The following is a 22,193-nucleotide window of genomic DNA, read 5'->3' as shown; positions in this document are numbered from 1 at the left end:
TTTGCACAAGCTTTTGCAATTGATCGCCGAAACCGGGGTAAGCACGGTGCGCGAAATTAGTCACGATCGATACGATTTTTGGCTGCGCGCTTTATTCATCGGCGCTGGAGCCAGGATGGACTCGAAGATCCCCGAAGCCGATCGCCTCGCGCTGTATCGGACCATGGTGCGCATCCGCGCTTTTGAGAACGCCGCCGAAATCGCGAGCCAGGGCGGCGTGAGCGCCTATGGCCAGCAAGCCGGCGGCGCGGCCAAGGTGCGTGGCCCACTGCATTTGTCGACCGGGCAGGAAGCAGTGCCTGCCGGCGTGTGCGCGCACTTGCGGCCGTCGGACTACCTCACCTCGACGCACCGCGGCCACGGCCACACCCTGGCCAAGGGCGCCGACCTTACGCGGATGATGTGCGAGCTGTTCGGCAAGGCCACCGGCTTCAACGGCGGCAAGGGCGGCTCGATGCACATCGCCGATTTCTCGGTCGGCATGCTGGGCGCCAACGGCGTGGTGGCGGCGGGCTTGCCGATTGCAGTGGGCGCGGCGCACGCGCAGAAGATCCGCAAGGCGGCGCAGGGCCGCTCCCAGGCAGCTGCCGCGGGGAACAGCCCCGGCGCGTCGACGCCTGGGAGCAACATGCCCCACGATGCCATCACCGTCTGCTTTTTCGGCGACGGCGCCATCAACCGCGGGCCCTTTCTGGAATCGCTCAACTGGGCGCGCGTCTTCGACCTGCCCGTGCTCTTCGTGTGCGAGGACAACCAATGGAGCGCCACCACGGCCAGCGGTCCGATGACGGCGGGTGAAGGCGCTTCGGCACGCGCCGCGTCCATGGACATCGTCTCGCACAAGGTCGACGGCAACGACGTGTTCGCCGTGCACGAAGCAGCTGCCGCCCTGGTCGATGAAGTGCGGGCGGGACGGGGACCGCGGCTTCTTCATGCGATCACCTATCGCGTCAAGGGCCACGTGTCGGTGGACGCAGCCGCCTATCGCGATCCGGCGGAACTGGCGGCCGCGCTCGAAACCGACCCGATTGCCAACGCCCGCGCGCAGTGCCTCGCGGCGGGCATCGGCGCCAGCGCGCTCGACGCGATCGATGCACAGGCGCACGCCGAAGTCGATGCCGCGCTGGCAGCCGCCGACGCGGCGCCCTGGCCCTCCCCCGAGGCGGCCTTCACGGACATCCAGGACACGGGAGCCGGGCAATGGACATGACAACGCAGATCAGTACGCCACCGGCCGCGCAGCATGCGGTGCAGGAGATCAGCTACGCCGAGGCCGCCGTGCTGGCGGTGCAACGCGAAATGGAAAGCGACAGCAACGTCGTGGTGCTTGGCGAAGACGTCGGGCGCGGTGGCATCTTCGGCCAGTACAAGGGCTTGCAGCAACGCTTCGGTCCTGAGCGCGTGATCGACGCGCCGATCAGCGAGGCCGCGATCATGGGTGCCGGCGTCGGCATGGCGCTGGCCGGACTGCGGCCGGTGGTCGAGATGCGCGTGGTCGACTTTGCGCTGTGCGGCATGGACGAGCTGGTCAACCAGGCGGCCAAGAACCGCTTCATGTTCGGCGGGCAGGGACGCGTGCCGCTGGTGGCGCGCATGCCCGGCGGCATCTGGGATTCATCGGCTGCGCAGCATTCGCAGTCGCTGGAGGCGTGGTTCGCGCACCTGCCGGGCTTGGTGGTGGTGAGCCCCTCCACACCACAGGACAACTACAGCCTGCTGCGCGCGGCGATGCAGTGCGGCGATCCGGTCGTGTACATCGAGCACAAGACCTTGTGGGGCATGCGTGGCGCGGTCGACGAATCGATGTCGGTCGCGCTCGGCAAGGCTGCGCGCGTGCGCGAAGGCAGCGCGCTCACGATGGTCAGCTGGAGCAAGCAGGTGCATGCCTGCATGGCTGCATGCGACGCGCTCGCCGCGCAAGGCGTGACGGTGGACCTGATCGACTTGCGCACGCTGTGGCCATGGGACCGTGATGCGGTGCTCGAATCCTGCGCCCGGACTGGCCGGCTGTTGGTCGTGCACGAAGCGGTTCAGGCGGCCGGCTTCGGCGCCGAGATTGCGGCGACGGCGGCACAGGCGACTGGCTGCCGCATTGCGCGGCTGGGCGCGCCTCGCATCCCTGTCGGCTATTCGCCGGTGCTGGAAGCCCAGTCGCGCATCAGCGCCGAACAGATCGTGGACGTTGCGCGCAAGCTGGTCGGGTAGCGGCATCGTGGACGACGCCGACTCCGTCTTCCTGAAGCTGGTGCGCGTCGTCAACCTGACGGCGCGTCCCTTTGCGCAGCGGGTTGGCCGCGCGCATCAATTGACGCTCAACGAGTGGCGCACGATGAACGTGCTGGGTGCGCACCCCGGCTGCACGGCCAGCCAAGTCGCGGAGCGCACAGGGCTGGACAAGATGTCGGTCAGCCGCGCGCTCGTCGGCCTGCAGCGCGCCAAGCGCCTCCAGCGCCACGGCGATCCGACCGATCAGCGCTGCAGCCGGCTCTACCTCACGACGGCGGGCAAGGAGCTCTTTGGCCTCGTGCGCGGCCATGCGCGGCAACGCGAGGAAGAACTCTTCGGCGACGTGGCGCAGGCTGAACTGGCGCAGCTGAGCGCGACGCTGGACAAGCTGATCGCCGCGGTGTCGCGCAGCGATGCATGAACGGGCTTTCGGCGACGTCAGCCCGGGGTTATTACCCGCAACGGATGGCACCGTCCCCACGTACAACGAGGGCCTTGAAGGCGCTCCTCGCAAGGGATCGCCCCACTCTCTTCCTCCGTCAGGAAAGCAATCCATGAAGAAATCCAGCCTCAAGAACCATCGTCGCGCGTGGCTCGCTGCCACGGCTGCGGCAGCCCTGCTCGTGATGGCCGGCCCGGTGGCCGCGCAATCGACATGGCCGACCAAACCCGTGCGCATCGTGGTCCCCTTTGCGCCGGGTGGCACCACCGACATTCTTGCGCGCGCAGTGGCGCCGGAGCTTTCCAAAGCCTTCGGGCAGCAGTTCATCGTGGACAACCGGGCGGGCGCGGGCGGCAACGTCGGTGCAGAAATCGTCGCCAGGGCGCCGAACGACGGCTACACGCTGCTGATGGGCACCGTGGGCACGCACGGCATCAACCGGGCGCTGTACCCCAAGCTGCCCTACGACCCCATCAAGGACTTCGTGCCGATCACGCTGGTGGCGGCCGTGCCCAACGTCATGGAGATGAATACCGCCAAGGCCAAGGAGCTGGGCATCAACAACGTGAAGGACTTCGTCGCGTACGCCAAGAGCCATCCTGGCAAGCTGAACATGGCCTCCAGTGGCAGCGGCACCTCGATCCATCTGGCCGGGGAGTTGTTCAAGAGCATGACGGGCAGCTTCATGACCCACATCCCCTACCGCGGCTCCGGCCCGGCTCTGCTCGACATGGTGGGCGGCAGCGCCGACGTGATGTTCGACAACCTGCCCTCCTCCATGCAGCAGATCAAGGCCGGCAAGCTGAAGGCGCTGGCCGTGACGAGCGCGCAGCGCTCCCCCGCCCTGCCCGATGTGCCGACCGTGGAAGAGGCCGGTGGCCCGGCACTCAAGGGCTACGAGGCGAGTTCATGGTTCGGCCTGCTCGCGCCGGCCGGCACGTCGCCCGACATCGTCAACCGCATCCAGCAGGAAGTCGCCAAGTCGCTCGCCACGCCGGACATCAAGGAAAAGATGCTCGCGCAAGGCGCCATCCCGAGCGGCAACACGCCGGCGGAATTCGCCAGGCTCATCGACAACGAGCACAAGAAATGGGCGGCGGTCGTGAAGACCTCCGGCGCCAAGGTCGACTGAACGGCTTCAGGGCGGGACTACACGCCCCAGACCACGTCCTTGCCCTCGGCCGCCGAGCGCTTCATCATGTGAATCAGGGGCGCGGCGCGCTGGTGCAGGCCGACGTGCAGTCGCTCGGCCTCATCCGCGTGGTCTTCGGCGGCAAAGGCATCGTGGTTGTGGCGATTGCTGGCCGCATCGGCCTTCACGGCTGTCTCCAGCGCCTGGATGGCGGCCGGAAGCTGATCCACGGTGAGGATCCCCTTGCTCGAAGCTTTGCCGACGATCTCGAGGAGCTGGCGGGCATTGCCCTCCATCATCACGATGTCTTCCGTGGCCTGCGATTTGAATCGATAGAGCATGTCGTTACCCGTAGATGTAGTCACGGGTAAAAGGGTACACCGATTGGGCGCCGCGCATCGCGCCCCTCGACATGTTTCCGTCAGGCTTGGTTGCAAGCATCTGGTGCAGCGAGATCCAGCCCTGCTCGAAACTCATGGCCGAGCCTGCCAGGTAAAGGCGATAGGCGCGCAGGATGCGTTCGGCGCGGTCGCTGTCGCTGGTCTCGCGCAGCACCTTCAGCGCCTGCGGCAGTTGCGACTCCAGCGCGTCGGACCATGCCCAGAGCGTGCGCGCATAGTGCGGGCGCAGGTTTTCCGTGTCGACCATTTCCAGGCCCGCGCCGGCCATCTCGGTGAGCACGCGCGTGACGTGCAGCAACTCGCCGCCGGGAAAGATGTACTTCTCGATGAAGTCCCCCATGCCTGCGCCCAGTTGCTTGTAGTCCAGGCTGCCGGACGTGATGCCGTGGTTCATCACCAGCCCGCCCGGTGCCAGCAGGTTGAAGATGGTGCGGAAATACGCCTGCATGTTGGCGCTGCCCACATGCTCGAACATGCCCACGGACGAGATCTTTTCGAAAAGGTGCGCGGGCTTGAGTTCGCGGTAGTCCAGCAGTTCGACGCGCACCCGCCCCGTCAAGCCGCGCTCTTCGATGAGCCGTTGCACGTGGGCGTGCTGGTTTTTGGACAAGGTGATGCCGGTGGCATCGACCCCGTAGTTTTCCGCCGCCCACAGCAACAGGGCGCCCCAGCCCGAGCCGATGTCAAGATAACGCTCGCCCTCCCGCAAATTGAGCTTGCGGCAGATGTGGTCGAGCTTGGCTTCCTGCGCCTTCGCGATGTCGAGATCCTGCGTACGGAAGTACGCGCATGAATAGACGCGCCGCGGGTCCAGCCACAAGGCGTAGAAGTCGTCCGACACGTCGTAGTGAAACTGGACCTGCTGGGCATCCTTGGTGAGCGAATGCGAGCCGCGCGACTTGGCGCGCCTGAGCAAGCTGCCCCACCAACCGGTGTTCGTCTCTGCGGGGTTGCCGGGGACCAGGCCCACCACGGCATCGGTGATGTCGCGCATCGCCCCCTGGATCTGCACCTTGCCCTCGACGTAGGCCTCGCCGATGGCGCCGATCTGTCGGGCCGCCAGCTTGGCCAATGCCGACCATTCGCTGAAAGACAGCGTGACCCGGGAGCCGGGCTTGGACACCCGGCGCCCGTCGGGCAGTTCGAGCGCAATGGGCACCGGTAGCGTCGCCAACCGGGATTCAATCTTCGGTATCAAGCTTTGCATATGTCAATTTGTGCCATGTGTCGACAAACGCGTCAACCGACCCCCTCTGAAACCCGTACACCCATTGCCATTAGATAGTTGATGTGTAAACTATTCATTTATGAAACTCTGATGCTGCGCGGAAGCGCGGTTTCGGGGCCGCACCGACATTGCAAAGTACGGAGGTTCAGTTGATGAGCGCCACGTTCGATCGATTCGTCTACGACCGTTTGCCGCCGCGCGAGCAGTGGCCCCAGTTTCGATACGACTTGCCGGAGCTGCAAATACCGGACTATCTGAACCTGGTCGATGCCCTGCTGGACAAGGCGCAGGCCCAGGGTCACGGCGACCGGCCCATGCTCCGCTCGCCCGAACGCACCCTCACCTACAACGAGGCACGGGTCGAGATCCATCGCATTGCGCAGGTCCTGACGGAAGACTTCGGCCTGGTTCGCGGCAATCGCGTGCTGCTGCGTGGCGGCAACTCCGTCTCCATGGCACTGGCGTGGCTTGGCGTGGTGAAGGCAGGAATGATCGCGCTGGCCACCATGCCACTGCTGCGTGCGCGTGAACTGGGGGACATCCTCGAAAAGGCCCAGCCGGCGCTGGCGCTGTGCGACGGCCGGCTTGCCGAAGAGCTGGAACTGGCACGCAAGGAAGAAGCACTGGGGGCGCTGCGCAACGTCGTCCTGTTCAACAACGGCACCGACGCCGATTCGCTGGAAGCACGTGCCGCACGCAAGGACGGTCGTTTTGCGAGCGAACCCACGTCATCCGACGACATCGCGTTGATGGCCTTTACGTCCGGCACCACCGGCAAACCGAAAGCGCCCGTGCACAGCCATCGCGATGTGCTGGCTGCCTGTGCGGCTTGGCCGAGGAGCGTTCTGGAACTGACGGCGGACGACGTCATCGTGGGTTCACCGCCGTTGGCTTTTACCTTCGGTTTGGGCGGCATGCTGACCTTTCCGATGTCCGCTGGTGCCTCTGTCTGGCTTCCCAATGCCGGCTACACGCCTGAGTCCATGGTGCGGACCATCAACGACGCGGGGGCCACCGTGTGCTTCACGGCGCCCACCTTCTATCGGCAGATGGCACCCATCGCCAGGACGCTGGGCGTTCCGACGCTGCGCAAGTGCGTCAGCGCCGGCGAAGGCCTGCCGGACGCCACGCGCCAAATGTGGAAAGAGGCTACGGGCATCGAAATGACCGACGGCATCGGCGCTACCGAGATGTTCCACATCTTCATTTCTTCGGCAGGCGATCAGGTGCGGCGCGGCGCGATCGGCAAGGCGGTGCCGGGGTACACGGCACGCGTGGTCGATGCCAACGGCCAGGAAGTCCCGCGCGGCACCGTGGGCAAGCTCGCGGTCATGGGCCCCACAGGCTGCCGCTACCTGGGCGATCCGCGCCAGCAGAACTACGTGAAGGAAGGCTGGAACTACCCCGGCGATGCGTTTGTGCAGGACGAAGACGGCTACTTCTTCTTCCAGGCACGTGACGATGACATGATCATCACGGCGGGCTACAACGTGGGCGGTCCCGAGGTGGAAGACGCCCTGCTGCGCCATCCGGCCGTCGCCGAATGCGGCGTGATCGGCGAGCCTGATGAGGAGCGTGGAATGATCGTCAAGGCCTTCTGCGTGCTGCGCGCCGGTCACGAAGGCGACGCGGCCATGGTCAAGACGCTGCAGGACCACGTGAAGTCGACGATTGCGCCCTTCAAGTACCCGCGCGCGATCGCCTTTGTGCCGGCATTGCCGCGTACGGAAACCGGCAAATTGCAGCGCTTCAAGTTGCGGCAGATGTAGGGCTGCAATTCAGGCTGCGGCAGGGGCCTTGCCATTGCTGGGCTTTCGAGACTTCGGCCTTTTCTTCAATTCCGGACCGCAAATGAAAAAAGGCCCTGATCGAAATCAGGGCCTTTTAAATTGGTTGCGCGAGCAAGATTTGAACTTGCGACCTTTGGGTTATGAGCCCAACGAGCTACCAGGCTGCTCCATCGCGCGGCAAGATGGAATTATAACTTATTCTGCGGCTGCTTGCTCAGAAACTTCTTCAGAAATTTCAGGGCGATCCACCAGTTCGACCAAAGCCATGGGCGCGTTGTCGCCAACACGGAAACCCATCTTCAGGATGCGGGTGTAGCCGCCCGGGCGCGTTTGATAACGCGGGCCGAGTTCAGCGAACAGCTTCACGACGGTGTCGCGATCGCGCAGGCGGTCGAATGCCAGGCGCTTGTTGGCAACCGTGGGCTTCTTGGCCAGCGTGATCATCGGTTCGATGACGCGGCGCAGTTCCTTGGCCTTGGGCAGCGTGGTCTTGATGGCTTCGTGAGTGATCAGCGAATTCATCATGTTTTGCAGCATCGCGAGGCGGTGCGAGCTGGTGCGATTGAGTTTGCGGAGGCCGTGACCGTGGCGCATTTTGATTTCCTTTCGAGGTTTTTAATAAAGGCAGCCGTGTCAGGTACTGCCCTTCGCGGTTTCCCGCTTGCTTGAGTGACTATTAACGCTTGTCGAGACCGGCCGGCGGCCAGCTTTCGAGCTTCATGCCCAAGGTGAGGCCACGCGAGGCGAGCACTTCCTTGATTTCGTTGAGCGACTTGCGACCCAGGTTCGGGGTCTTGAGCAGCTCGTTCTCGGTGCGCTGGATCAGGTCACCGATGTAGTAGATGTTTTCGGCCTTCAGGCAGTTGGCCGAACGCACCGTCAGTTCCAGCTCGTCCACAGGGCGCAGCAGGATCGGATCGAATTGCTGTGCGCTGCGCGGTGCCGGCGCATCGAACGCAGCCAGTTCGCCGCCTTCGAGCTGCGCGAACACGGCGAGTTGTTCAACCAGGATCTTGGCCGAGGCGCGCACGGCGTCTTCGGCAGTGATCGCACCGTTGGTTTCGATTTCGACGAGCAGCTTGTCCAGGTCGGTACGCTGTTCCACGCGGGCGCTTTCGACCGTGTAGCTCACGCGCTTGACCGGCGAGAACGACGCGTCGAGAACGATGCGGCCGATCGACTTGGTCGGCTCGTCCGCGTAGCGGCGCATCGTGCCGGGCACGTAGCCGCGACCCTTTTCAACCTTGATCTGCATGTCGAGCTTGCCGCCTTGCGACAAGTGCGCGATCACGTGATCGGGGTTGATGATCTCGACGTCGTGCGGCGTCTGGATGTCGGAGGCCAGCACCGGGCCTTCGCCGTCCTTGCGCAGGCTCAGCGTGACTTCATCGCGGTTGTGGAGCTTGAACACCACGCCTTTGAGGTTCAAGAGGATGTTGACCACATCTTCTTGCACGCCGTCGATCGACGAGTACTCATGGAGCACGCCAGCGATCGTGACTTCGGTAGCCGAATAACCGACCATCGACGAGAGCAGCACGCGACGAAGCGCATTGCCGAGCGTGTGGCCGTAGCCGCGCTCGAAGGGCTCGAGCGTGACCTTCGCCTTGTTCGGCGCAAGTTGCTCGACCTGGATGGTCTTGGGTTTCAGCAGGGTTGTTTGCATTCAGACTTCCTCTCAATACCCCCGGCTCGTTACACCGGTAAGGCTGGTGAAGCACCCTGCGTTTTGGTGCGCAGGGAACAAAAAAATTCTCGAAGTACGTGCCACCTTTTGGCGGCACATGGTCTTCTGTTTAACGCGAATACAGTTCGACGATCAGCGATTCGTTGATGTCAGCCGCGAATTCGTCGCGATCAGGCACCTTCTTGAAGACGCCTTCGGCCTTGTCGGCGTTGACGTCGACCCATGCGGGCATGCCGACTTGTGCAGCCAGTTGCAGCGCTTCAGCGATGCGGGTCTGCTTCTTCGACTTGTCGCGAACAGCGATCACGTCGCCGGTCTTGACCAGGTACGACGGGATGTTGACCGACTGGCCGTTCACCGTGATGGCCTTGTGCGACACGAGCTGACGTGCTTCAGCGCGGGTCGAGCCGAAGCCCATGCGATAGACGACGTTGTCCAGGCGCGATTCGAGGATGAACAGCAGGTTGGCGCCGGTGTTGCCACGGCGACGATCGGCTTCTTCGAAGTAGCGGCGGAATTGCTTCTCGAGCACGCCGTACATGCGCTTGACCTTCTGCTTTTCACGCAGTTGCAGACCGAAGTCCGACGTGCGCTGACCCGAAGTACGGCCGTGCTGGCCGGGCTTGGAGTCGAACTTGGCCTTGTCCTGGATGGAGCGGCGGGCGCTCTTGAGGAACAGGTCGGTGCCTTCACGGCGGGAGAGTTTGGCCTTGGGGCCGAGGTAACGTGCCACGAGATCTTCCTTTGTGTCATCTGCCGCAGGTTCTTCCTGCGGGAGCTGTCAGCGGCGTGCCGACAGCGGTGGGCTTGTTGAAAAAACAAAATGCGCAGGCTGCCGACAAGCAGACTGCGCCGGGCGTCGAACGCTCAGATGCGACGGCGCTTTTGCGGACGGCAGCCGTTGTGCGGAACTGGCGTCACGTCGGCGATCGAGTTGATGCGAATGCCCAGTGCGGCCAGGGCGCGCACCGACGATTCACGACCAGGACCGGGGCCCTTGATCTCGACGTCGAGGTTCTTGATGCCTTGTTCAACAGCGGCGCGACCAGCGACTTCCGATGCGACCTGGGCTGCGAAAGGCGTCGACTTGCGCGAGCCCTTGAAGCCTTGGCCACCCGACGAAGCCCACGACAGGGCGTTGCCCTGGCGATCGGTGATCGTGATGATGGTGTTGTTGAACGAAGCGTGCACGTGAGCGACGCCGTCCGCAACGTTCTTGCGGACCTTCTTGCGAACGCGCTGTGCTGCGTTATTGGCAGGTGCTTTAGCCATGCTGTTCTATCCTTATTTCTTCAGGGACTGCGCGGCCTTGCGCGGACCCTTGCGGGTGCGGGCATTGGTGCGCGTGCGCTGGCCGCGCATCGGCAGGCCACGGCGATGACGGAAGCCGCGGTAGCAGCCGATGTCCATCAAACGCTTGATGTTCATCGTCGTCTCGCGACGCAGGTCACCTTCGATCGTGAAGAGAGCGATCTGGTCGCGGATCTTCTCGAGATCGGCGTCCGTCAGATCCTTGATCTTCTTCGAGTAGTCGATGCCGGTGGCTTCGCAGATCTTGCGAGCGCGGGTGCGACCGATGCCGAAGATGGCCGTCAGGCCGATTTCAGCGTGCTTGTGCGGCGGAATGTTGATGCCAGCAATACGTGCCATGTGCGTCCTCTTGTGTTTCTCTAATCAACCCTGGCGCTGCTTATGGCGCGGGTCGGTACAGATCACACGCACCACACCCTTGCGGCGGATGATCTTGCAATTGCGACAGATGGTCTTGACCGAAGCCGAAACTCTCATTTGATAACTCCTAAATCTCTACAACTTGTGTGGGACAGCGCTCGTTCAAGAAGTCTTGAAATTTGCTTTCTTGAGCAGCGATTCGTATTGCTGGGACATCATGTAGTTCTGAACCTGAGCCATGAAGTCCATCGTGACAACCACGATGATCAGCAGTGAAGTCCCACCGAAGTAGAACGGCACGTTGTATTTCAGGATCAGGAACTCCGGAAGCAGGCAGACGAAGGTGATATACACCGCGCCGGCCAACGTCAGGCGAACCAGGATCTTGTCGATATACCGAGCAGTCTGGTCACCCGGGCGGATACCCGGAATGAACGCGCCACTCTTCTTCAGGTTGTCTGCCGTCTCGCGGCTGTTGAAGACCAACGCCGTGTAGAAGAAGCAGAAGAACACGATCGCCGCGGCATACAGCAGCACATAGATGGGCTCGCCGGGGCGCAGCGCGCTGGCAATGTCCTTGATCCAGCGGAACCCGCCTTCACCCGTGCTGAACCAGCCCACCACCGTTGCCGGCAAGAGGATGATCGACGAGGCGAAGATCGGCGGGATCACGCCAGCCATGTTCAGCTTCAGCGGCAGGTGCGACGACTGGCCGCCGTACACCTTGTTGCCCACCTGACGCCGCGCATAGTTCACCAGGATCTTGCGCTGACCACGTTCGACGAACACGACGAACCAGGTCACCAGCACCACCACTGCCACGATGAAGATCGCCACGAGGACGTTCATCGCGCCGGTACGCACCAGCTCGAGCAAGCCGCCGATCGCACCGGGAAGGCCAGCCGCGATGCCTGCAAAGATCAGGATCGAGATGCCATTGCCCAAACCGCGCTCGGTGATCTGTTCACCCAGCCACATCAGGAACATCGAGCCAGCGGTGAGGCTGACCATGGCCGTGATGCGGAAGCCGAAACCAGGCGAGATCACCAGGCCAGCCGACGATTCCAGCGCCACAGCAATGCTGAACGACTGGAACAGGGCCAGGCCCAGTGCGCCATAGCGCGTGTACTGCGTGATCTTGCGCCGGCCCGCCTCGCCTTCCTTCTTCAATTGCTCGAAGCTGGGAAGCACGTAGGTCATCAATTGCATGATGATCGACGCGGAGATGTACGGCATGATGCCCAGCGCGAACACGGTGAAGCGCGAGAGCGCACCGCCCGAGAACATGTTGAACAAGCTCAGGATGCCACCCTGCTGGCCCTGGAACAGCTGAGCCAGCTGGTCCGGGTTGATGCCAGGCACAGGGATGTGCGCACCGATGCGATAGACCACGAGGGCGAGCAGCAAAAACACGAGCCGACGACGCAGGTCGCCGAACTTGCCTGTTTTTGCGAGCGTTGCCGCGTTAGTTGCCACGAAGTGCTTTCAGCCTGCTGTCAAGCGACGCTGCCACCGGCTGCTTCGATCGCAGCCTTGGCACCGGCGGTTGCACCGACGCCGGTCAACTTGACCGACTTCGTGAGTTCGCCCGTCTTGACGATCTTGACGACCTTGGCCATCTGGCCAACCAGGCCAGCTTGCTTCAGTGCCAGCACGTCGACTTCGGCCAGGCCGAGCTGCTCGAGAGCGGCCAGCGTGACTTCGGCGTTGTACTTGAGCGTTTGCGACTTGAAGCCGCGCTTGGGCAGGCGACGCTGCAAAGGCATTTGACCGCCTTCGAAGCCCACCTTGTGGAAGCCGCCTGCACGCGACTTCTGACCCTTGTGACCACGACCTGCGGTCTTGCCGAGGCCGGAGCCGATGCCGCGGCCAACGCGACGCTTGTAGTGCTTCGCGCCGTCTGCCGGCTTGATGCCATTGAGTTCCATATCAGTCTCGCTTACAGCACTTTGACCAGATAACTGATCTTGTTGATCATGCCGCGCACCGCGGGCGTGTCCTGCAACTCCGACACGGAGTTGAGCTTGCGCAGGCCCAGGCCACGAACCGTGGCGCGATGCGATACCTTGGTGCCAATCGGGCTTTTGACCAGTTGGACCTTGACGGTTTGTTGTTGCGTCATATCGGTGCTCCGTCTCAGGCGAACAGCTGTTCGACCGTCAGACCGCGCTTGGCGGCGACTTCGGACGCAGTCGTCGAGTTCTTCAGGCCGTCCAGCGTGGCACGGACCATGTTGTAGGGGTTCGACGAACCATGGCTCTTGGCCACGATGTCGGTGATGCCCAGGACTTCGAACACGGCGCGCATCGGGCCGCCGGCGATGATGCCGGTACCCTTGGGAGCGGGGATCATGACGACCGAAGCGGCGCCATGGTGACCCGTCACGCGGTGATGCAGCGTGCCGTTCTTGATCGAGATCTTGAACAGGTTGCGACGGGCTTCTTCCATCGCCTTTTGCACGGCAGCAGGCACTTCCTTGGACTTGCCCTTGCCCATGCCGACCTTGCCGTCGCCGTCGCCGACCACGGTGAGTGCTGCGAAACCGAGGATACGACCACCCTTCACCACCTTGGTGACGCGGTTGATCGCGATCATCTTCTCGCGCAAACCGTCTTCGGGTCCTTCGTTCTGCGTTCTTGCTTGAATCTTTGCCATTTTCAAATTCCTTAGAACTGCAGGCCGGCTTCGCGGGCTGCATCAGCCAGCGCCTTGACGCGGCCGTGGTATGCGAAACCTGCGCGGTCGAATGCAACCTTCTCGACGCCAGCAGCCTTCGCCTTTTCAGCGATGCGCTTGCCGATCAGCGTGGCCGCGGCGGCATTGCCACCCTTGCCCGACGCGCCGAGCGAGCTGCGAACTTCGGCTTCGGCCGTCGACGCAGAGGCGAGCACCTTCGCGCCGTCGCCGGAGATGACGGTGGCGTAGATGTGCAGGTTGGTCCGGTTCACCGTGAGGCGCGCCACGCCTTGCGTAGCGATCCGGATGCGGGTCTGGCGCGAGCGACGCAGACGTTGTGCTTTTTTGGTCAACACCATTTTGCTGCCCCTTACTTCTTCTTGGTCTCTTTGATCACGATCTTCTCGTCCGAATATCGGATCCCCTTGCCCTTGTAGGGCTCGGGCGGACGAACAGCGCGGATCTCAGCGGCGATTTGGCCGACACGTTGACGGTCGGCACCCTTGATCACGACTTCGGTCGGGGTCGGGGTGGCAACGGTGATGCCTTGCGGCATGTCGATGTTGACCGGATGCGAATAGCCGACCTGGAGGTTCAGCTTGGCGCCCTGGGCAGCGGCCTTGTAGCCCACGCCGACCAGGTTCAGCTTCTTTTCAAAGCCCTTGGTGACACCGACGACCATGTTGTTGACCAGCTGACGCAGCGTGCCGCTCATCGCATTCGCTTCACGCGAATCGTTGGCGGGAACGAAGCTCAGCTTGCCATCGGCGTTGGTGACGTTGACCAATGCATTGCGGTGCAGTGCGAGCGTGCCGCCCGTGCCCTTGACATTGATCTGGTCGTCCTTGATCGACACATCCACGCCAGCGGGGATGGCGACCGGCATTTTTCCTACTCGGGACATTTCTTGATCTCCTCGATTAGGCGACGTAGCACAGGACTTCGCCACCAACACCGTTGGCGCGGGCCTTGCGGTCCGTCATCACGCCCTGGGGCGTGGTCACGATGGCAACGCCAAGGCCGTTCTGCACTTGCGGAATCGCAGCGCTGGCCTTGTAGACGCGCAGGCCGGGGCGGCTCACGCGTTCGATGCGTTCGATGACCGGGCGGCCAGCGTAGTACTTCAAGGCGATTTCAAGTTCGCTCTTGCCGGCTTCGGTCTTGACTTCGAAACCGTCGATATAGCCTTCGTCCTTCAGGACTTGTGCGATCGCGATCTTCACCTTGGAAGACGGGACCGACACGGTGGGCTTCGCCACCATCTGCGCGTTACGGATACGCGTCAGCAAGTCGGCAATGGGATCACTCATGCTCATGTTGTTTGCTCCTGCCTGGCTTACCAGCTGGCCTTGGTGACACCGGGGATGTCGCCGTTGAATGCCAGTTCGCGGATCTTGGCGCGGGCCAGACCGAATTGGCGGAAGGTGCCGCGGGGACGACCGGTGATTTCGCAACGGTTGCGCTGACGCGTGGGGTTCGCGTTGCGCGGCAGCTTTTGCAGGCCGAGGCGTGCAGCGGCGCGTTCTTCGTCGCTCTTCTTGAAGTCGTTGGCAATCGCCTTCAGTTCGGCGTGCTTTGCGGCGTACTTGGCGACCAGGTTGTCGCGCTTGAGTTCGCGCTGGATCAGGGATGCTTTAGCCATGGTCGCCTCAGTTCTTGAACGGGAAACGGAAGCCAGCGAGAAGCGCCTTGGCTTCTTCGTCGGTCTTGGCCGTCGTCGTGATGCTGATATTCAGACCGCGCAGGGCATCAACCTTGTCGTACTCGATCTCGGGGAAAATGATCTGTTCCTTGACGCCGATGTTGTAGTTGCCACGGCCGTCGAATGCGCGACCGGAGATACCACGGAAGTCACGCACGCGCGGCAGGGCCACGGTCACGAAACGGTCCAGGAATTCATACATCTGGACGCCACGCAGCGTGACCATGCAGCCGATGGGCTGTTGCTCACGGATCTTGAAGCCGGCGATGGCCTTCTTCGACTTGGTGACGACGGGCTTCTGGCCAGCGATCTTGGTCAGGTCGGCGACGGCGTTGTCCAGGACCTTCTTGTCGGCGACAGCTTCGCCAACACCCATGTTCAGGGTGATCTTGGTCAGGCGCGGGACCTGCATAGCCGACTTGTAGCCGAACTTCTCGGTCAGCTCTTTGGCGACCTTTTCGCGATAGTGTTGTTGGAGACGTGCCATGTGGACCTCTTACGCGACCTTGATTTCTTCGCCGCTGGACTTGTAGACCCGCACGCGCTTGCCGTCGGTAACCTTGATGCCCACGCGATCGGCCTTGCCGGTCGCGGCATTGAAGATTGCCACGTTGGATTGATGAATCGGCATGGTCTTCTCGACGATGCCACCGGTCGTACCCTTCATGGGGTTCGGCTTGGTGTGCTTCTTGACGAGGTTGATGCCGTCGACGATCAGATGCGAGTCATCCGAACGCAGCGACACGGTGCCGCGCTTGCCCTTGTCACGACCGGCCAACACGATGACCTGGTCGCCTTTGCGAATCTTGTTCATGGCGTTGAATCCTTAGAGAACTTCGGGTGCCAGCGACACGATCTTCATGAACTTTTCGGTGCGCAGTTCGCGCGTAACCGGTCCAAAGATGCGCGTGCCGATGGGCTCGAGCTTGGCGTTCAGCAACACGGCGGCGTTGCCATCGAACTTGACGAGCGAACCGTCGGCGCGACGGATGCCCTTGGCGGTGCGAACCACAACAGCGCTGTAGATTTCGCCCTTCTTGACGCGGCCACGGGGTGCAGCTTCTTTGATGCTGACCTTGATGACGTCGCCCACGCTGGCGTAGCGACGCTTGGAGCCGCCAAGCACCTTGATACACAGGACGGATTTCGCGCCCGTGTTGTCGGCTACTTCGAGCCGGGATTCAGTTTGGATCATTGTTCGTAGTTCCCAACTTGTACCGATGTCGACTCAAAAGCGAGTCGGCCTCAGTCAGTCTTGGGCCCGTCGTCCGCATCTCGAACCACTCGAGAGGCATCCGTTGGGCAGAAGCTCCGCCTTTTTGAAGCGAAGCCAGCGATTTTGGCACGGGTTAATACTGCTGTCAACTACTTGGCAATCTGAGAAGCAGCTTTTGGCGCATTTCAGAGGGAAGACGGCGCAAGACCGGATTGTCGCAAAACAGCCACAACGGTTGGCGCGCGGGGACATTCGGTAGGTTCAGGGCATGGGCCTACACTTGTGCCATGACCGTTTCGATCCCTCCCATCAGCTCACAAGACACCGCCCGAATCGCATTCATCGGGGGCGGGAACATGGCCTCGGCGATCATCGGCGGCCTGATCGAACAGGGCATGGCGGCCGATCGCATCCAGGTGGTGGAGCCCTTTCTCGATGCCCGCGTTCGGCTCGAAATCCAGTTCGGCGTGCAAACCGCTGCCGCTGCCGACGCCCAACTCGCCAATGCACAGGTGGTCGTGTGGGCCGTGAAGCCCCAGAGCTTCCGGGAAGCGGCAGCCCCCGTCGCCCCGTTCGCCGGCGATGCGCTGCACCTGAGCGTGGCCGCTGGCATCCGCTCGGACAGCATCGCCCAATGGCTTGGAACCGAACGCGTGGCCCGCGCCATGCCCAACACGCCAGCGCTGATCGGCAAGGGCATGACTGGTTTGTACGCAGGCGCGGCCGTCAGCGTGGCGGACCGTCGCCAGGTCGAGACCCTGCTGGTGCCCACGGGCGAGTTGCTGTGGCTCGAACATGAGGCGCAACTCGACGCCGTCACCGCGCTCTCGGGTTCGGGGCCGGCCTACGTCTTCTATTTCCTGGAGACGATGGCCAAGGCCGGCGTGGACATGGGCCTAACCTATGAGCAGGCGCGGCACTTGGCCGTGACCACCTTTGCCGGCGCATCGGCGCTGGCGCACGCCTCCGAGGATTCGCTGGAGGTGATGCGCGAGCGCGTGACCTCCAAGGGCGGCACGACCTACGCGGCGATCACCTCCATGGAGAGCGATCGCGTGCAGGCGTCGTTCATCAAGGCGCTCAAGGCCGCGCAGCAGCGCGCCGGCGAACTGGGCGACGAATTCGGTCGCGCCTGATAAGACGCTTCAGCGCAGGGCATAACCGGCGACGATGCCCGCAAATACGGTAAAGCCCAGCCAGTGGTTCAGCCGGAAGGCCTTGAAGCAACCGTCGCGCGTGCGGTCGCGGATCAGGCGCCAGTGCCAAAAGGCCTGCGCCGCCGCCAGTGCGATGGCGAGATAGAACACCGGGCCGAGCGCGCGGCTTGAACCCAGGACGGCCCACACCGCCAGAAAGATCGCGTAGCTCAGCATCACCGCCGCGACGTCGAAGCGTCCGAAGGTGATGGCGGAGGTCTTCATGCCGATCTTCAGGTCGTCATCGCGGTCGACCATCGCGTACTCGGTGTCGTAGGCCAGCACCCAGAACAGGTTGCCGAGCAGCAGCCACCACGCAAGAGCCGGCACTTCACCCTGCACGGCGGCAAAGGCCATCGGAATGCCGAAGCTGAAGGCGATGCCAAGAACAGCCTGTGGAATGGCAAAGAAGCGCTTGGCAAATGGATAGAACAGTGTCACGGCCAGCGCCGCGAAAGACCACAGCACCGTCACGCGGTTGGTCGTGAGCACGAGGCCGAAGGCCACAAGCGCCAGCACGGCACCGAACACCAGCGCCTGCTTGACGGAGATCGCGCCGCTGGTCACCGGGCGCGCCGCGGTTCGCTTGACGTGCCGGTCGAAATCCCGGTCGGCCACATCGTTGACGCAGCAGCCGGCGCTGCGCATGAGGATGGTCCCGGCCACGAACACGAACAGCAGGTGCCAGCCCGGCCAGCCGTCGGCTGCAAACCAGAGCGCGCCGAGCGTCGGCCACAAAAGGAGCAGCCAGCCGGCAGGGCGGTTCCAGCGGATCAGGTCAAGGTAGAGGGCGGTGCGGGATCGGGACATGCGCCAAATGCAAAGCCCCTATTCTTCCAGCAAGGAGCGCAGCATCCAGGCCGTCTGGTCGTGCACGGTGCAACGCGCGGTCAGCATGTCGGCCGTCGGGTCGTCGCCGGCCTGCTGCGCCACGGGAATGAATTCGCGCGCGATGCGCGAAACGGTTTCGTGTCCCTTGACAAGGATGCGCACCATTTCCATCGCCTTGGGCGGGTGCTGCGGCACGTCCGGCACCGTGGCAATCTTGCTGAACTCGGCGTACGAGCCCGGCGCATAGTGGCCCAGTGCGCGGATGCGCTCGGCCAGCACGTCGGTGGAAGTCCACAACTCGGTGTATTGCGCCATGAACATCGCGTGCAGCGAGTTGAAGTGCGGCCCCGTCACGTTCCAGTGGAAGTTGTGCGTGGTGAGGTAGAGCGTGTAGGTGTCGGCCAGGACGCGGCTCAAGCCCTCGGCGATGGCCGCCCGATCCTGACGCTCGATCCCGATGTTGATGATCGGCGCGCTGCGGCTGCCGGATTCCTCCGCGACCCGCGTGCCTCCCTTGCCCGGAACCTTTCCGGCGGAAGATGCCGGAGAAGCAGGAATCGACGACTTGGTTTTCTTCGCAGCTTTGGCCATGGCGGCTGGTTCCTTGTTCAGAGAGTTGCAGGAGGAGGCGCAAATGTAGGAGCGACGCAGCCGGCCTGCAACAGGCTCAGGCTATGGCCCCGATCGATCCCTCACTCAGGACAGGCGCTGAACGCCCGGCAATTCACAGGCGTAGATGGCATTGCGCAAGGAAGCAATGGCCTCATAGCGGGTGAAGCTGCGGCGCCATGCGAGCACCACGCGACGCGTCGGCGGGGCCCGATTCTCGGCGTCGCGAACCGGCAGGTAGCGCACCATCGGCTCCAGGTCCTTGCGGCCCCTGGGCCGCGGCTTGAGTGCATCGGCCGGCACCGAAAGGCGCGGCACCAGCGTGACGCCCATTCCCGAAGCCACCATGTGCTTGATGGTTTCCAGCGACGAACCCTCGAAGCTCTTGCGAATGCCTTCCGCATTGCTCGAGAAGCGCGCGAACTCCGGGCACACCTCGAGCACGTGGTCGCGAAAGCAGTGACCGGTGCCCAGCAGCAGCATGGTCTCGCTCTTGAGTTCGTCGGAGGTGATCGACTCCTGCTGCGCCAGCGCGTGGTGCGCGGGCAGCGCCGCCATGAAAGGCTCGTCGTACAACGGTGCAATGGCAAGGCCCGTGTCCGGAAAGGGCTCGGCCATGATGGCGCAATCGATTTCGCCGGCGCGCAGCATGTCCAGCAGCTTGGCGGTGAAGTTCTCCTGCAGCATCAGTGGCATCTGCGGCGTGCGCTGGATGTTCTGACGCACCAGGTCGGGCAGCAGGTAGGGCCCGATGGTGTAGATGACACCCAGCGTCAGCGGACCGGCCAGCGGGTCCTTGCCGCGCTTGGCGATCTCCTTGATGCTGGCGGCCTGGTCGAGCACGCTCTGCGCCTGTTGCACGATCTGCTCGCCAAGCGGCGTGACGGTGACCTCGCCGGCGCTGCGCTCGAAGAGCTTGACCTCCAGTTCGTCTTCCAGCTTCTTGATCGCAACCGACAGGGTGGGCTGAGACACGAAGCAGGCTTCGGCGGCTTTGCCGAAGTGGCGCTCCCGCGCGACCGCAACGATGTATTTGAGTTCGGTGAGGGTCATAGCTTGCGTCAATTATGCGCAGGCTCTTGGGCGCTGATCACTACGGTCAATACCGATGAAGGGGCGCTTTCCTCTGGCGCGCGCCATGCGGGCGCGGGCTGCGTTGCAAATCGTAGCCAATCAGGCTTTCAGGTATTCCGCTTTCGTGCCCAGCCAGCGGTCGATATGACGTTGCGCCAGCGCCGGATGCTGCGCGAGCATGCGTGGTGCCAGGTCGCGTGCCCAGTCGAGCAGCAGCGTGTCGGTCGTGAGGTCGGCAAAGCGCAGGAGCGGCGCGCCGGACTGCCGCGCGCCGAGGAATTCGCCGGGGCCCCGGATCTCCAGGTCGCGTCGGGCAATTTCGAAGCCGTCGCCCGTTTCCACCATCGCGCGCAAGCGGGCGCGGGCAGCCTCGCCGACGCGGCCACCTTCGTTGGGCGCGTAAAGCAGCACGCAAGCCGACGCCGCGGCGCCGCGGCCAACGCGGCCCCGCAGTTGATGCAGTTGCGACAGGCCGAAGCGCTCGGCGTGCTCGATGACCATGAGGGAGGCGTTCGGCACGTCCACGCCCACTTCGATCACCGTCGTGCTGACCAAGACCTGCAGGCGGCCCGCGGTGAACTCCGCCATCACCGCCTGCTTCTCCGCCGTTGGCATGCGCGAATGCAGCAGGCCGACGCTGACCTGCTCGCCCAGCATGTCGGCAAGCTCGTCGCGCGTGGCGGTGGCGTTGCGCAGGTCGATGGCTTCGCTTTCCTCGATCAGCGGACAGACCCAGTACACCTGCCGCCCCTGTTCGAGTTGCGACTGGATGCGCTCGATGACTTCATCGCGGCGATGGTCGGCGACCAGTTTGGTGACGACGGGCGTGCGTCCGGGCGGAAGCTCGTCCAGCGTCGAGACGTCGAGGTCGGCGTAGTAGCTCATGGCCAACGTGCGGGGGATGGGCGTGGCGCTCATCATCAACAGGTGCGGCTCCAGCGCGCCGCCGGTGTCGCCGCCGGCCTTGCCGCGCAACGCGAGCCGTTGCGCGACACCGAAGCGGTGCTGCTCGTCGATGATGGCCAGCGCCAGGTTGCGAAAGCGCACCTTCTCCGAAATGACGGCGTGCGTGCCGATGACCAGCGCTGCCTCGCCGCTTTCGACGGCTGCCGACATCGTGTCGCGTTCCTTCTTCTTCTGGCTGCCGGTGAGCCACGCCACGTGCAGGCCGCGGCTGAGCAGCAGCGGATCAAGCCAGTCGACCAGCTTGCCGAAGTGCTGGGACGCCAGGATTTCCGTGGGTGCCATCAGGGCGCACTGGTGCCCGGCGTCGATGCAGCGCGCCGCTGCGAGCGCGGCCACCACCGTCTTGCCGGAACCGACATCGCCTTGCAGCAGTCGGTGCATCGGCAGGTCACGCGTGAGGTCGCGCCCAATTTCCTCCACCACCCGCTGCTGCGCGCCGGTGAGTCCGAAAGGCAGCACGGCGAGCAATTGGGCGAACAGCGAATCCTCCGCGTGGCGATGTTCCAGCCGTGGCGCGCGCTGCGCCGCGCGCTCGTTGCGTGCCTGCATCTGCGAGAGCTGCTGGGCCAGCAGTTCCTCGGCCTTGATGCGCTGCCACGCGGGATGGCTGTGGTCTTCCAGCGTGGCCATCGCCACGTCCGGCGTGGGGTAGTGCAGAAAGGAAAGGGATCGCCGCAAGTCCCACGCGGGGAGCCACGCCGCTTTTTGCGGAATGGTCTCGTCGAGCACGGCGCGCGCCAGTCCCGAGCGCACTTCGCGCCGCAACACCGGCTGCGCCAGTCCGGCAATCGTCGAATAGATGGGCGTCAGCGCCTCGGGCAACTGCGTGCCAGCGGCCTTGACGGCCGGGTGCATCATCTGCCGCCCCATGAAGCCACCGCGCAATTCGCCTCGCACCCGCACGCGGGCGCCGACAGCGAGCTGCTTTTGCATCGAGGGATAGAAGTTGAAGAAGCGCAACTGGCAGGTGTCGCTGCCATCGTCGACGGTGGCGATCAGCTGGCGGCGCGGGCGGTAGACGACTTCGCATTCGGTGACCACGGCCTCGATCTGCGCCGTGTCGCCATCGTGCGTGTCGACCAGGCGCACGATGCGCGTCTCGTCCTCGTAGCGCATGGGCAGGTAGAGCGCGAAGTCGATGTCGCGCACCAGCCCGAGCTTGCGCAAGGCGCGCTGCACCTGGCTCAATCCTGCGCCCGGCGCGGCCGGCGCCGGCGTTGCGGAAGGCGCAGCGGGAGCAACGGGCTTTGGGGAGGTGACGGGCTTGGCAGCAGCGGGCATGGGACAATTCTGCCCGCCTCTCTCCCATTTCCTTTCACGCCACTTGGCACGGGCCTGTCCGGCCC

29 protein-coding genes and 1 tRNA gene are annotated in these 22,193 nt (G+C 63.6%); 6 read left to right on the top strand and 24 right to left on the bottom strand.

Annotation, left to right across the window (positions count from 1 at the left end; all coding sequences use genetic code 11):
* Nucleotides 1-115 precede the first annotated feature (115 nt).
* The 4 genes from QTI66_RS26865 to QTI66_RS26850 all read left to right on the top strand — a co-directional run bounded on the left by QTI66_RS26865 (nt 116) and on the right by QTI66_RS26850 (nt 3,800).
* The gene (locus QTI66_RS26865) at nt 116-1,210 is read left to right on the top strand and encodes a thiamine pyrophosphate-dependent dehydrogenase E1 component subunit alpha (protein WP_286563202.1); all 1,095 of its coding nucleotides are present in this window, start codon (nt 116-118) and stop codon (nt 1,208-1,210) included.
* Nucleotides 1,201-2,205, top strand: coding sequence for an alpha-ketoacid dehydrogenase subunit beta (locus QTI66_RS26860; protein ID WP_286563201.1), 1,005 nt, complete (start codon nt 1,201-1,203; stop codon nt 2,203-2,205). The genes QTI66_RS26865 and QTI66_RS26860 overlap by 10 nt, the downstream gene beginning before the upstream one ends.
* Before the next feature lie 7 nt (nt 2,206-2,212).
* The gene (locus QTI66_RS26855) at nt 2,213-2,647 is read left to right on the top strand and encodes a MarR family winged helix-turn-helix transcriptional regulator (protein WP_286563200.1); all 435 of its coding nucleotides are present in this window, start codon (nt 2,213-2,215) and stop codon (nt 2,645-2,647) included.
* Between the two features lie 133 nt (nt 2,648-2,780).
* Nucleotides 2,781-3,800 (top strand): Bug family tripartite tricarboxylate transporter substrate binding protein, encoded by a 1,020-nt coding sequence (locus tag QTI66_RS26850; RefSeq protein ID WP_444815051.1) that lies wholly within the window; start codon nt 2,781-2,783, stop codon nt 3,798-3,800.
* A gap of 17 nt (nt 3,801-3,817) precedes the next feature.
* Here QTI66_RS26850 and QTI66_RS26845 read toward each other — a convergent pair whose 3' ends face one another.
* Both QTI66_RS26845 and QTI66_RS26840 read right to left on the bottom strand, forming a co-directional pair.
* Nucleotides 3,818-4,141: a DUF1840 domain-containing protein gene (locus QTI66_RS26845; RefSeq protein ID WP_286563199.1), complete on the bottom strand. Its 324-nt coding sequence runs from the start codon at nt 4,139-4,141 to the stop codon at nt 3,818-3,820.
* 4 nt (nt 4,142-4,145) lie between these two features.
* On the bottom strand, nt 4,146-5,408 hold the full coding sequence (locus tag QTI66_RS26840; protein WP_286563198.1) for a class I SAM-dependent methyltransferase: 1,263 nt from the start codon (nt 5,406-5,408) through the stop codon (nt 4,146-4,148).
* Nucleotides 5,409-5,581: 173 nt separating this feature from the next.
* Here QTI66_RS26840 and QTI66_RS26835 point away from each other — a divergent pair, with 173 nt between their 5' ends.
* Nucleotides 5,582-7,198, top strand: a complete 1,617-nt coding sequence (locus tag QTI66_RS26835; protein WP_286563197.1) for an AMP-binding protein — start codon at nt 5,582-5,584, stop codon at nt 7,196-7,198.
* 121 nt (nt 7,199-7,319) lie between these two features.
* Here the strand turns inward: QTI66_RS26835 and QTI66_RS26830 are convergent.
* The 18 genes from QTI66_RS26830 to rplN all read right to left on the bottom strand — a co-directional run bounded on the left by QTI66_RS26830 (nt 7,320) and on the right by rplN (nt 16,150).
* Nucleotides 7,320-7,396 (bottom strand) — tRNA-Met (locus QTI66_RS26830).
* Nucleotides 7,397-7,414: 18 nt separating this feature from the next.
* Entirely contained in the window at nt 7,415-7,813 is a 399-nt protein-coding gene (gene rplQ / locus QTI66_RS26825) for a 50S ribosomal protein L17 (protein WP_286563196.1), read from the bottom strand.
* 82 nt (nt 7,814-7,895) lie between these two features.
* On the bottom strand, nt 7,896-8,885 hold the full coding sequence (locus QTI66_RS26820) for a DNA-directed RNA polymerase subunit alpha (RefSeq protein ID WP_093059385.1): 990 nt from the start codon (nt 8,883-8,885) through the stop codon (nt 7,896-7,898).
* Nucleotides 8,886-9,015: 130 nt separating this feature from the next.
* Complete coding sequence (rpsD, locus tag QTI66_RS26815; protein ID WP_286563195.1) at nt 9,016-9,639, bottom strand: 30S ribosomal protein S4; 624 nt, start codon at nt 9,637-9,639, stop codon at nt 9,016-9,018.
* Between the two features lie 134 nt (nt 9,640-9,773).
* Entirely contained in the window at nt 9,774-10,178 is a 405-nt protein-coding gene (gene rpsK / locus QTI66_RS26810; RefSeq protein WP_068674563.1) for a 30S ribosomal protein S11, read from the bottom strand.
* A gap of 12 nt (nt 10,179-10,190) precedes the next feature.
* Nucleotides 10,191-10,556: a 30S ribosomal protein S13 gene (rpsM, locus tag QTI66_RS26805; RefSeq protein WP_286541252.1), complete on the bottom strand. Its 366-nt coding sequence runs from the start codon at nt 10,554-10,556 to the stop codon at nt 10,191-10,193.
* A gap of 24 nt (nt 10,557-10,580) precedes the next feature.
* Nucleotides 10,581-10,694 (bottom strand): 50S ribosomal protein L36, encoded by a 114-nt coding sequence (gene rpmJ, locus QTI66_RS26800; RefSeq protein WP_038201958.1) that lies wholly within the window; start codon nt 10,692-10,694, stop codon nt 10,581-10,583.
* A gap of 45 nt (nt 10,695-10,739) precedes the next feature.
* Nucleotides 10,740-12,053 carry a preprotein translocase subunit SecY gene (gene secY / locus QTI66_RS26795; protein ID WP_286563194.1) on the bottom strand — a complete coding sequence of 438 codons (1,314 nt, stop codon included), beginning with the start codon at nt 12,051-12,053 and terminating at the stop codon, nt 10,740-10,742.
* A gap of 20 nt (nt 12,054-12,073) precedes the next feature.
* Nucleotides 12,074-12,505 (bottom strand): 50S ribosomal protein L15, encoded by a 432-nt coding sequence (gene rplO / locus QTI66_RS26790; protein ID WP_286563192.1) that lies wholly within the window; start codon nt 12,503-12,505, stop codon nt 12,074-12,076.
* A gap of 11 nt (nt 12,506-12,516) precedes the next feature.
* A complete protein-coding gene (gene rpmD / locus QTI66_RS26785; protein WP_286563191.1) occupies nt 12,517-12,699 on the bottom strand; it encodes a 50S ribosomal protein L30 in 183 nt (60 codons plus the stop codon).
* 14 nt (nt 12,700-12,713) lie between these two features.
* On the bottom strand, nt 12,714-13,232 hold the full coding sequence (gene rpsE, locus QTI66_RS26780) for a 30S ribosomal protein S5 (protein WP_286563190.1): 519 nt from the start codon (nt 13,230-13,232) through the stop codon (nt 12,714-12,716).
* Nucleotides 13,233-13,243: 11 nt separating this feature from the next.
* On the bottom strand, nt 13,244-13,609 hold the full coding sequence (gene rplR, locus QTI66_RS26775; RefSeq protein ID WP_213958300.1) for a 50S ribosomal protein L18: 366 nt from the start codon (nt 13,607-13,609) through the stop codon (nt 13,244-13,246).
* Between the two features lie 14 nt (nt 13,610-13,623).
* Nucleotides 13,624-14,157 carry a 50S ribosomal protein L6 gene (gene rplF, locus QTI66_RS26770; RefSeq protein WP_286563189.1) on the bottom strand — a complete coding sequence of 178 codons (534 nt, stop codon included), beginning with the start codon at nt 14,155-14,157 and terminating at the stop codon, nt 13,624-13,626.
* A 16-nt stretch (nt 14,158-14,173) separates the two neighbouring features.
* Nucleotides 14,174-14,569, bottom strand: coding sequence for a 30S ribosomal protein S8 (gene rpsH / locus QTI66_RS26765; RefSeq protein ID WP_286563188.1), 396 nt, complete (start codon nt 14,567-14,569; stop codon nt 14,174-14,176).
* 20 nt (nt 14,570-14,589) lie between these two features.
* Nucleotides 14,590-14,895, bottom strand: coding sequence for a 30S ribosomal protein S14 (gene rpsN, locus QTI66_RS26760; protein WP_213958260.1), 306 nt, complete (start codon nt 14,893-14,895; stop codon nt 14,590-14,592).
* Nucleotides 14,896-14,902: 7 nt separating this feature from the next.
* On the bottom strand, nt 14,903-15,442 hold the full coding sequence (gene rplE, locus QTI66_RS26755; protein ID WP_286563187.1) for a 50S ribosomal protein L5: 540 nt from the start codon (nt 15,440-15,442) through the stop codon (nt 14,903-14,905).
* Between the two features lie 9 nt (nt 15,443-15,451).
* Nucleotides 15,452-15,769 (bottom strand): 50S ribosomal protein L24, encoded by a 318-nt coding sequence (rplX, locus tag QTI66_RS26750; protein WP_286563186.1) that lies wholly within the window; start codon nt 15,767-15,769, stop codon nt 15,452-15,454.
* A 12-nt stretch (nt 15,770-15,781) separates the two neighbouring features.
* A complete protein-coding gene (gene rplN, locus QTI66_RS26745) occupies nt 15,782-16,150 on the bottom strand; it encodes a 50S ribosomal protein L14 (protein ID WP_009124801.1) in 369 nt (122 codons plus the stop codon).
* Nucleotides 16,151-16,458: 308 nt separating this feature from the next.
* On the opposite strand from rplN, the gene proC reads away from it, so the two are divergent.
* Nucleotides 16,459-17,307, top strand: coding sequence for a pyrroline-5-carboxylate reductase (gene proC / locus QTI66_RS26740; protein ID WP_286563184.1), 849 nt, complete (start codon nt 16,459-16,461; stop codon nt 17,305-17,307).
* Between the two features lie 9 nt (nt 17,308-17,316).
* On the opposite strand, the gene ubiA is transcribed toward proC, so the two are convergent.
* The 4 genes from ubiA to recG all read right to left on the bottom strand — a co-directional run bounded on the left by ubiA (nt 17,317) and on the right by recG (nt 22,128).
* On the bottom strand, nt 17,317-18,177 hold the full coding sequence (ubiA, locus tag QTI66_RS26735) for a 4-hydroxybenzoate octaprenyltransferase (protein ID WP_286563183.1): 861 nt from the start codon (nt 18,175-18,177) through the stop codon (nt 17,317-17,319).
* A gap of 18 nt (nt 18,178-18,195) precedes the next feature.
* Nucleotides 18,196-18,789 carry a Dps family protein gene (locus QTI66_RS26730; RefSeq protein WP_286563182.1) on the bottom strand — a complete coding sequence of 198 codons (594 nt, stop codon included), beginning with the start codon at nt 18,787-18,789 and terminating at the stop codon, nt 18,196-18,198.
* Nucleotides 18,790-18,894: 105 nt separating this feature from the next.
* Nucleotides 18,895-19,860, bottom strand: coding sequence for a LysR substrate-binding domain-containing protein (locus QTI66_RS26725; protein ID WP_286563180.1), 966 nt, complete (start codon nt 19,858-19,860; stop codon nt 18,895-18,897).
* Between the two features lie 120 nt (nt 19,861-19,980).
* Nucleotides 19,981-22,128, bottom strand: coding sequence for an ATP-dependent DNA helicase RecG (gene recG / locus QTI66_RS26720; RefSeq protein WP_286563179.1), 2,148 nt, complete (start codon nt 22,126-22,128; stop codon nt 19,981-19,983).
* Nucleotides 22,129-22,193: the final 65 nt, after the last annotated feature.

This window comes from Variovorax brevis (assembly GCF_030317105.1).
Classification (GTDB): domain Bacteria; phylum Pseudomonadota; class Gammaproteobacteria; order Burkholderiales; family Burkholderiaceae_C; genus Variovorax; species Variovorax brevis.
Note: the sequence above shows the minus strand (reverse complement) of the source record. Positions and strands in the feature narration are given on the sequence as shown.

Coding starts and splice junctions, on each gene's coding strand:
- rpmD (WP_286563191.1), bottom strand. CDS start 12,699: ATGACGCAACAACAAACCGTCAAGGTCCAACTGGTCAAAAGCCCGATT.
- rplX (WP_286563186.1), bottom strand. CDS start 15,769: ATGAACAAGATTCGCAAAGGCGACCAGGTCATCGTGTTGGCCGGTCGT.
- QTI66_RS26835 (WP_286563197.1), top strand. CDS start 5,582: ATGAGCGCCACGTTCGATCGATTCGTCTACGACCGTTTGCCGCCGCGC.
- recG (WP_286563179.1), bottom strand. CDS start 22,128: ATGCCCGCTGCTGCCAAGCCCGTCACCTCCCCAAAGCCCGTTGCTCCC.
- rpsH (WP_286563188.1), bottom strand. CDS start 14,569: ATGAGCATGAGTGATCCCATTGCCGACTTGCTGACGCGTATCCGTAAC.
- proC (WP_286563184.1), top strand. CDS start 16,459: ATGACCGTTTCGATCCCTCCCATCAGCTCACAAGACACCGCCCGAATC.
- QTI66_RS26820 (WP_093059385.1), bottom strand. CDS start 8,885: ATGCAAACAACCCTGCTGAAACCCAAGACCATCCAGGTCGAGCAACTT.
- rpsE (WP_286563190.1), bottom strand. CDS start 13,232: ATGGCAAAGATTCAAGCAAGAACGCAGAACGAAGGACCCGAAGACGGT.
- rplF (WP_286563189.1), bottom strand. CDS start 14,157: ATGTCCCGAGTAGGAAAAATGCCGGTCGCCATCCCCGCTGGCGTGGAT.
- QTI66_RS26725 (WP_286563180.1), bottom strand. CDS start 19,860: ATGACCCTCACCGAACTCAAATACATCGTTGCGGTCGCGCGGGAGCGC.
- rplO (WP_286563192.1), bottom strand. CDS start 12,505: ATGGAACTCAATGGCATCAAGCCGGCAGACGGCGCGAAGCACTACAAG.
- rpmJ (WP_038201958.1), bottom strand. CDS start 10,694: ATGAGAGTTTCGGCTTCGGTCAAGACCATCTGTCGCAATTGCAAGATC.
- rplE (WP_286563187.1), bottom strand. CDS start 15,442: ATGGCACGTCTCCAACAACACTATCGCGAAAAGGTCGCCAAAGAGCTG.
- rpsN (WP_213958260.1), bottom strand. CDS start 14,895: ATGGCTAAAGCATCCCTGATCCAGCGCGAACTCAAGCGCGACAACCTG.
- QTI66_RS26860 (WP_286563201.1), top strand. CDS start 1,201: ATGGACATGACAACGCAGATCAGTACGCCACCGGCCGCGCAGCATGCG.
- ubiA (WP_286563183.1), bottom strand. CDS start 18,177: ATGTCCCGATCCCGCACCGCCCTCTACCTTGACCTGATCCGCTGGAAC.
- rplN (WP_009124801.1), bottom strand. CDS start 16,150: ATGATCCAAACTGAATCCCGGCTCGAAGTAGCCGACAACACGGGCGCG.
- QTI66_RS26845 (WP_286563199.1), bottom strand. CDS start 4,141: ATGCTCTATCGATTCAAATCGCAGGCCACGGAAGACATCGTGATGATG.
- QTI66_RS26730 (WP_286563182.1), bottom strand. CDS start 18,789: ATGGCCAAAGCTGCGAAGAAAACCAAGTCGTCGATTCCTGCTTCTCCG.
- QTI66_RS26850 (WP_444815051.1), top strand. CDS start 2,781: ATGAAGAAATCCAGCCTCAAGAACCATCGTCGCGCGTGGCTCGCTGCC.
- rpsM (WP_286541252.1), bottom strand. CDS start 10,556: ATGGCACGTATTGCTGGCATCAACATTCCGCCGCACAAGCACGCTGAA.
- rpsK (WP_068674563.1), bottom strand. CDS start 10,178: ATGGCTAAAGCACCTGCCAATAACGCAGCACAGCGCGTTCGCAAGAAG.
- rplQ (WP_286563196.1), bottom strand. CDS start 7,813: ATGCGCCACGGTCACGGCCTCCGCAAACTCAATCGCACCAGCTCGCAC.
- QTI66_RS26865 (WP_286563202.1), top strand. CDS start 116: ATGGACTCGAAGATCCCCGAAGCCGATCGCCTCGCGCTGTATCGGACC.
- QTI66_RS26840 (WP_286563198.1), bottom strand. CDS start 5,408: ATGCAAAGCTTGATACCGAAGATTGAATCCCGGTTGGCGACGCTACCG.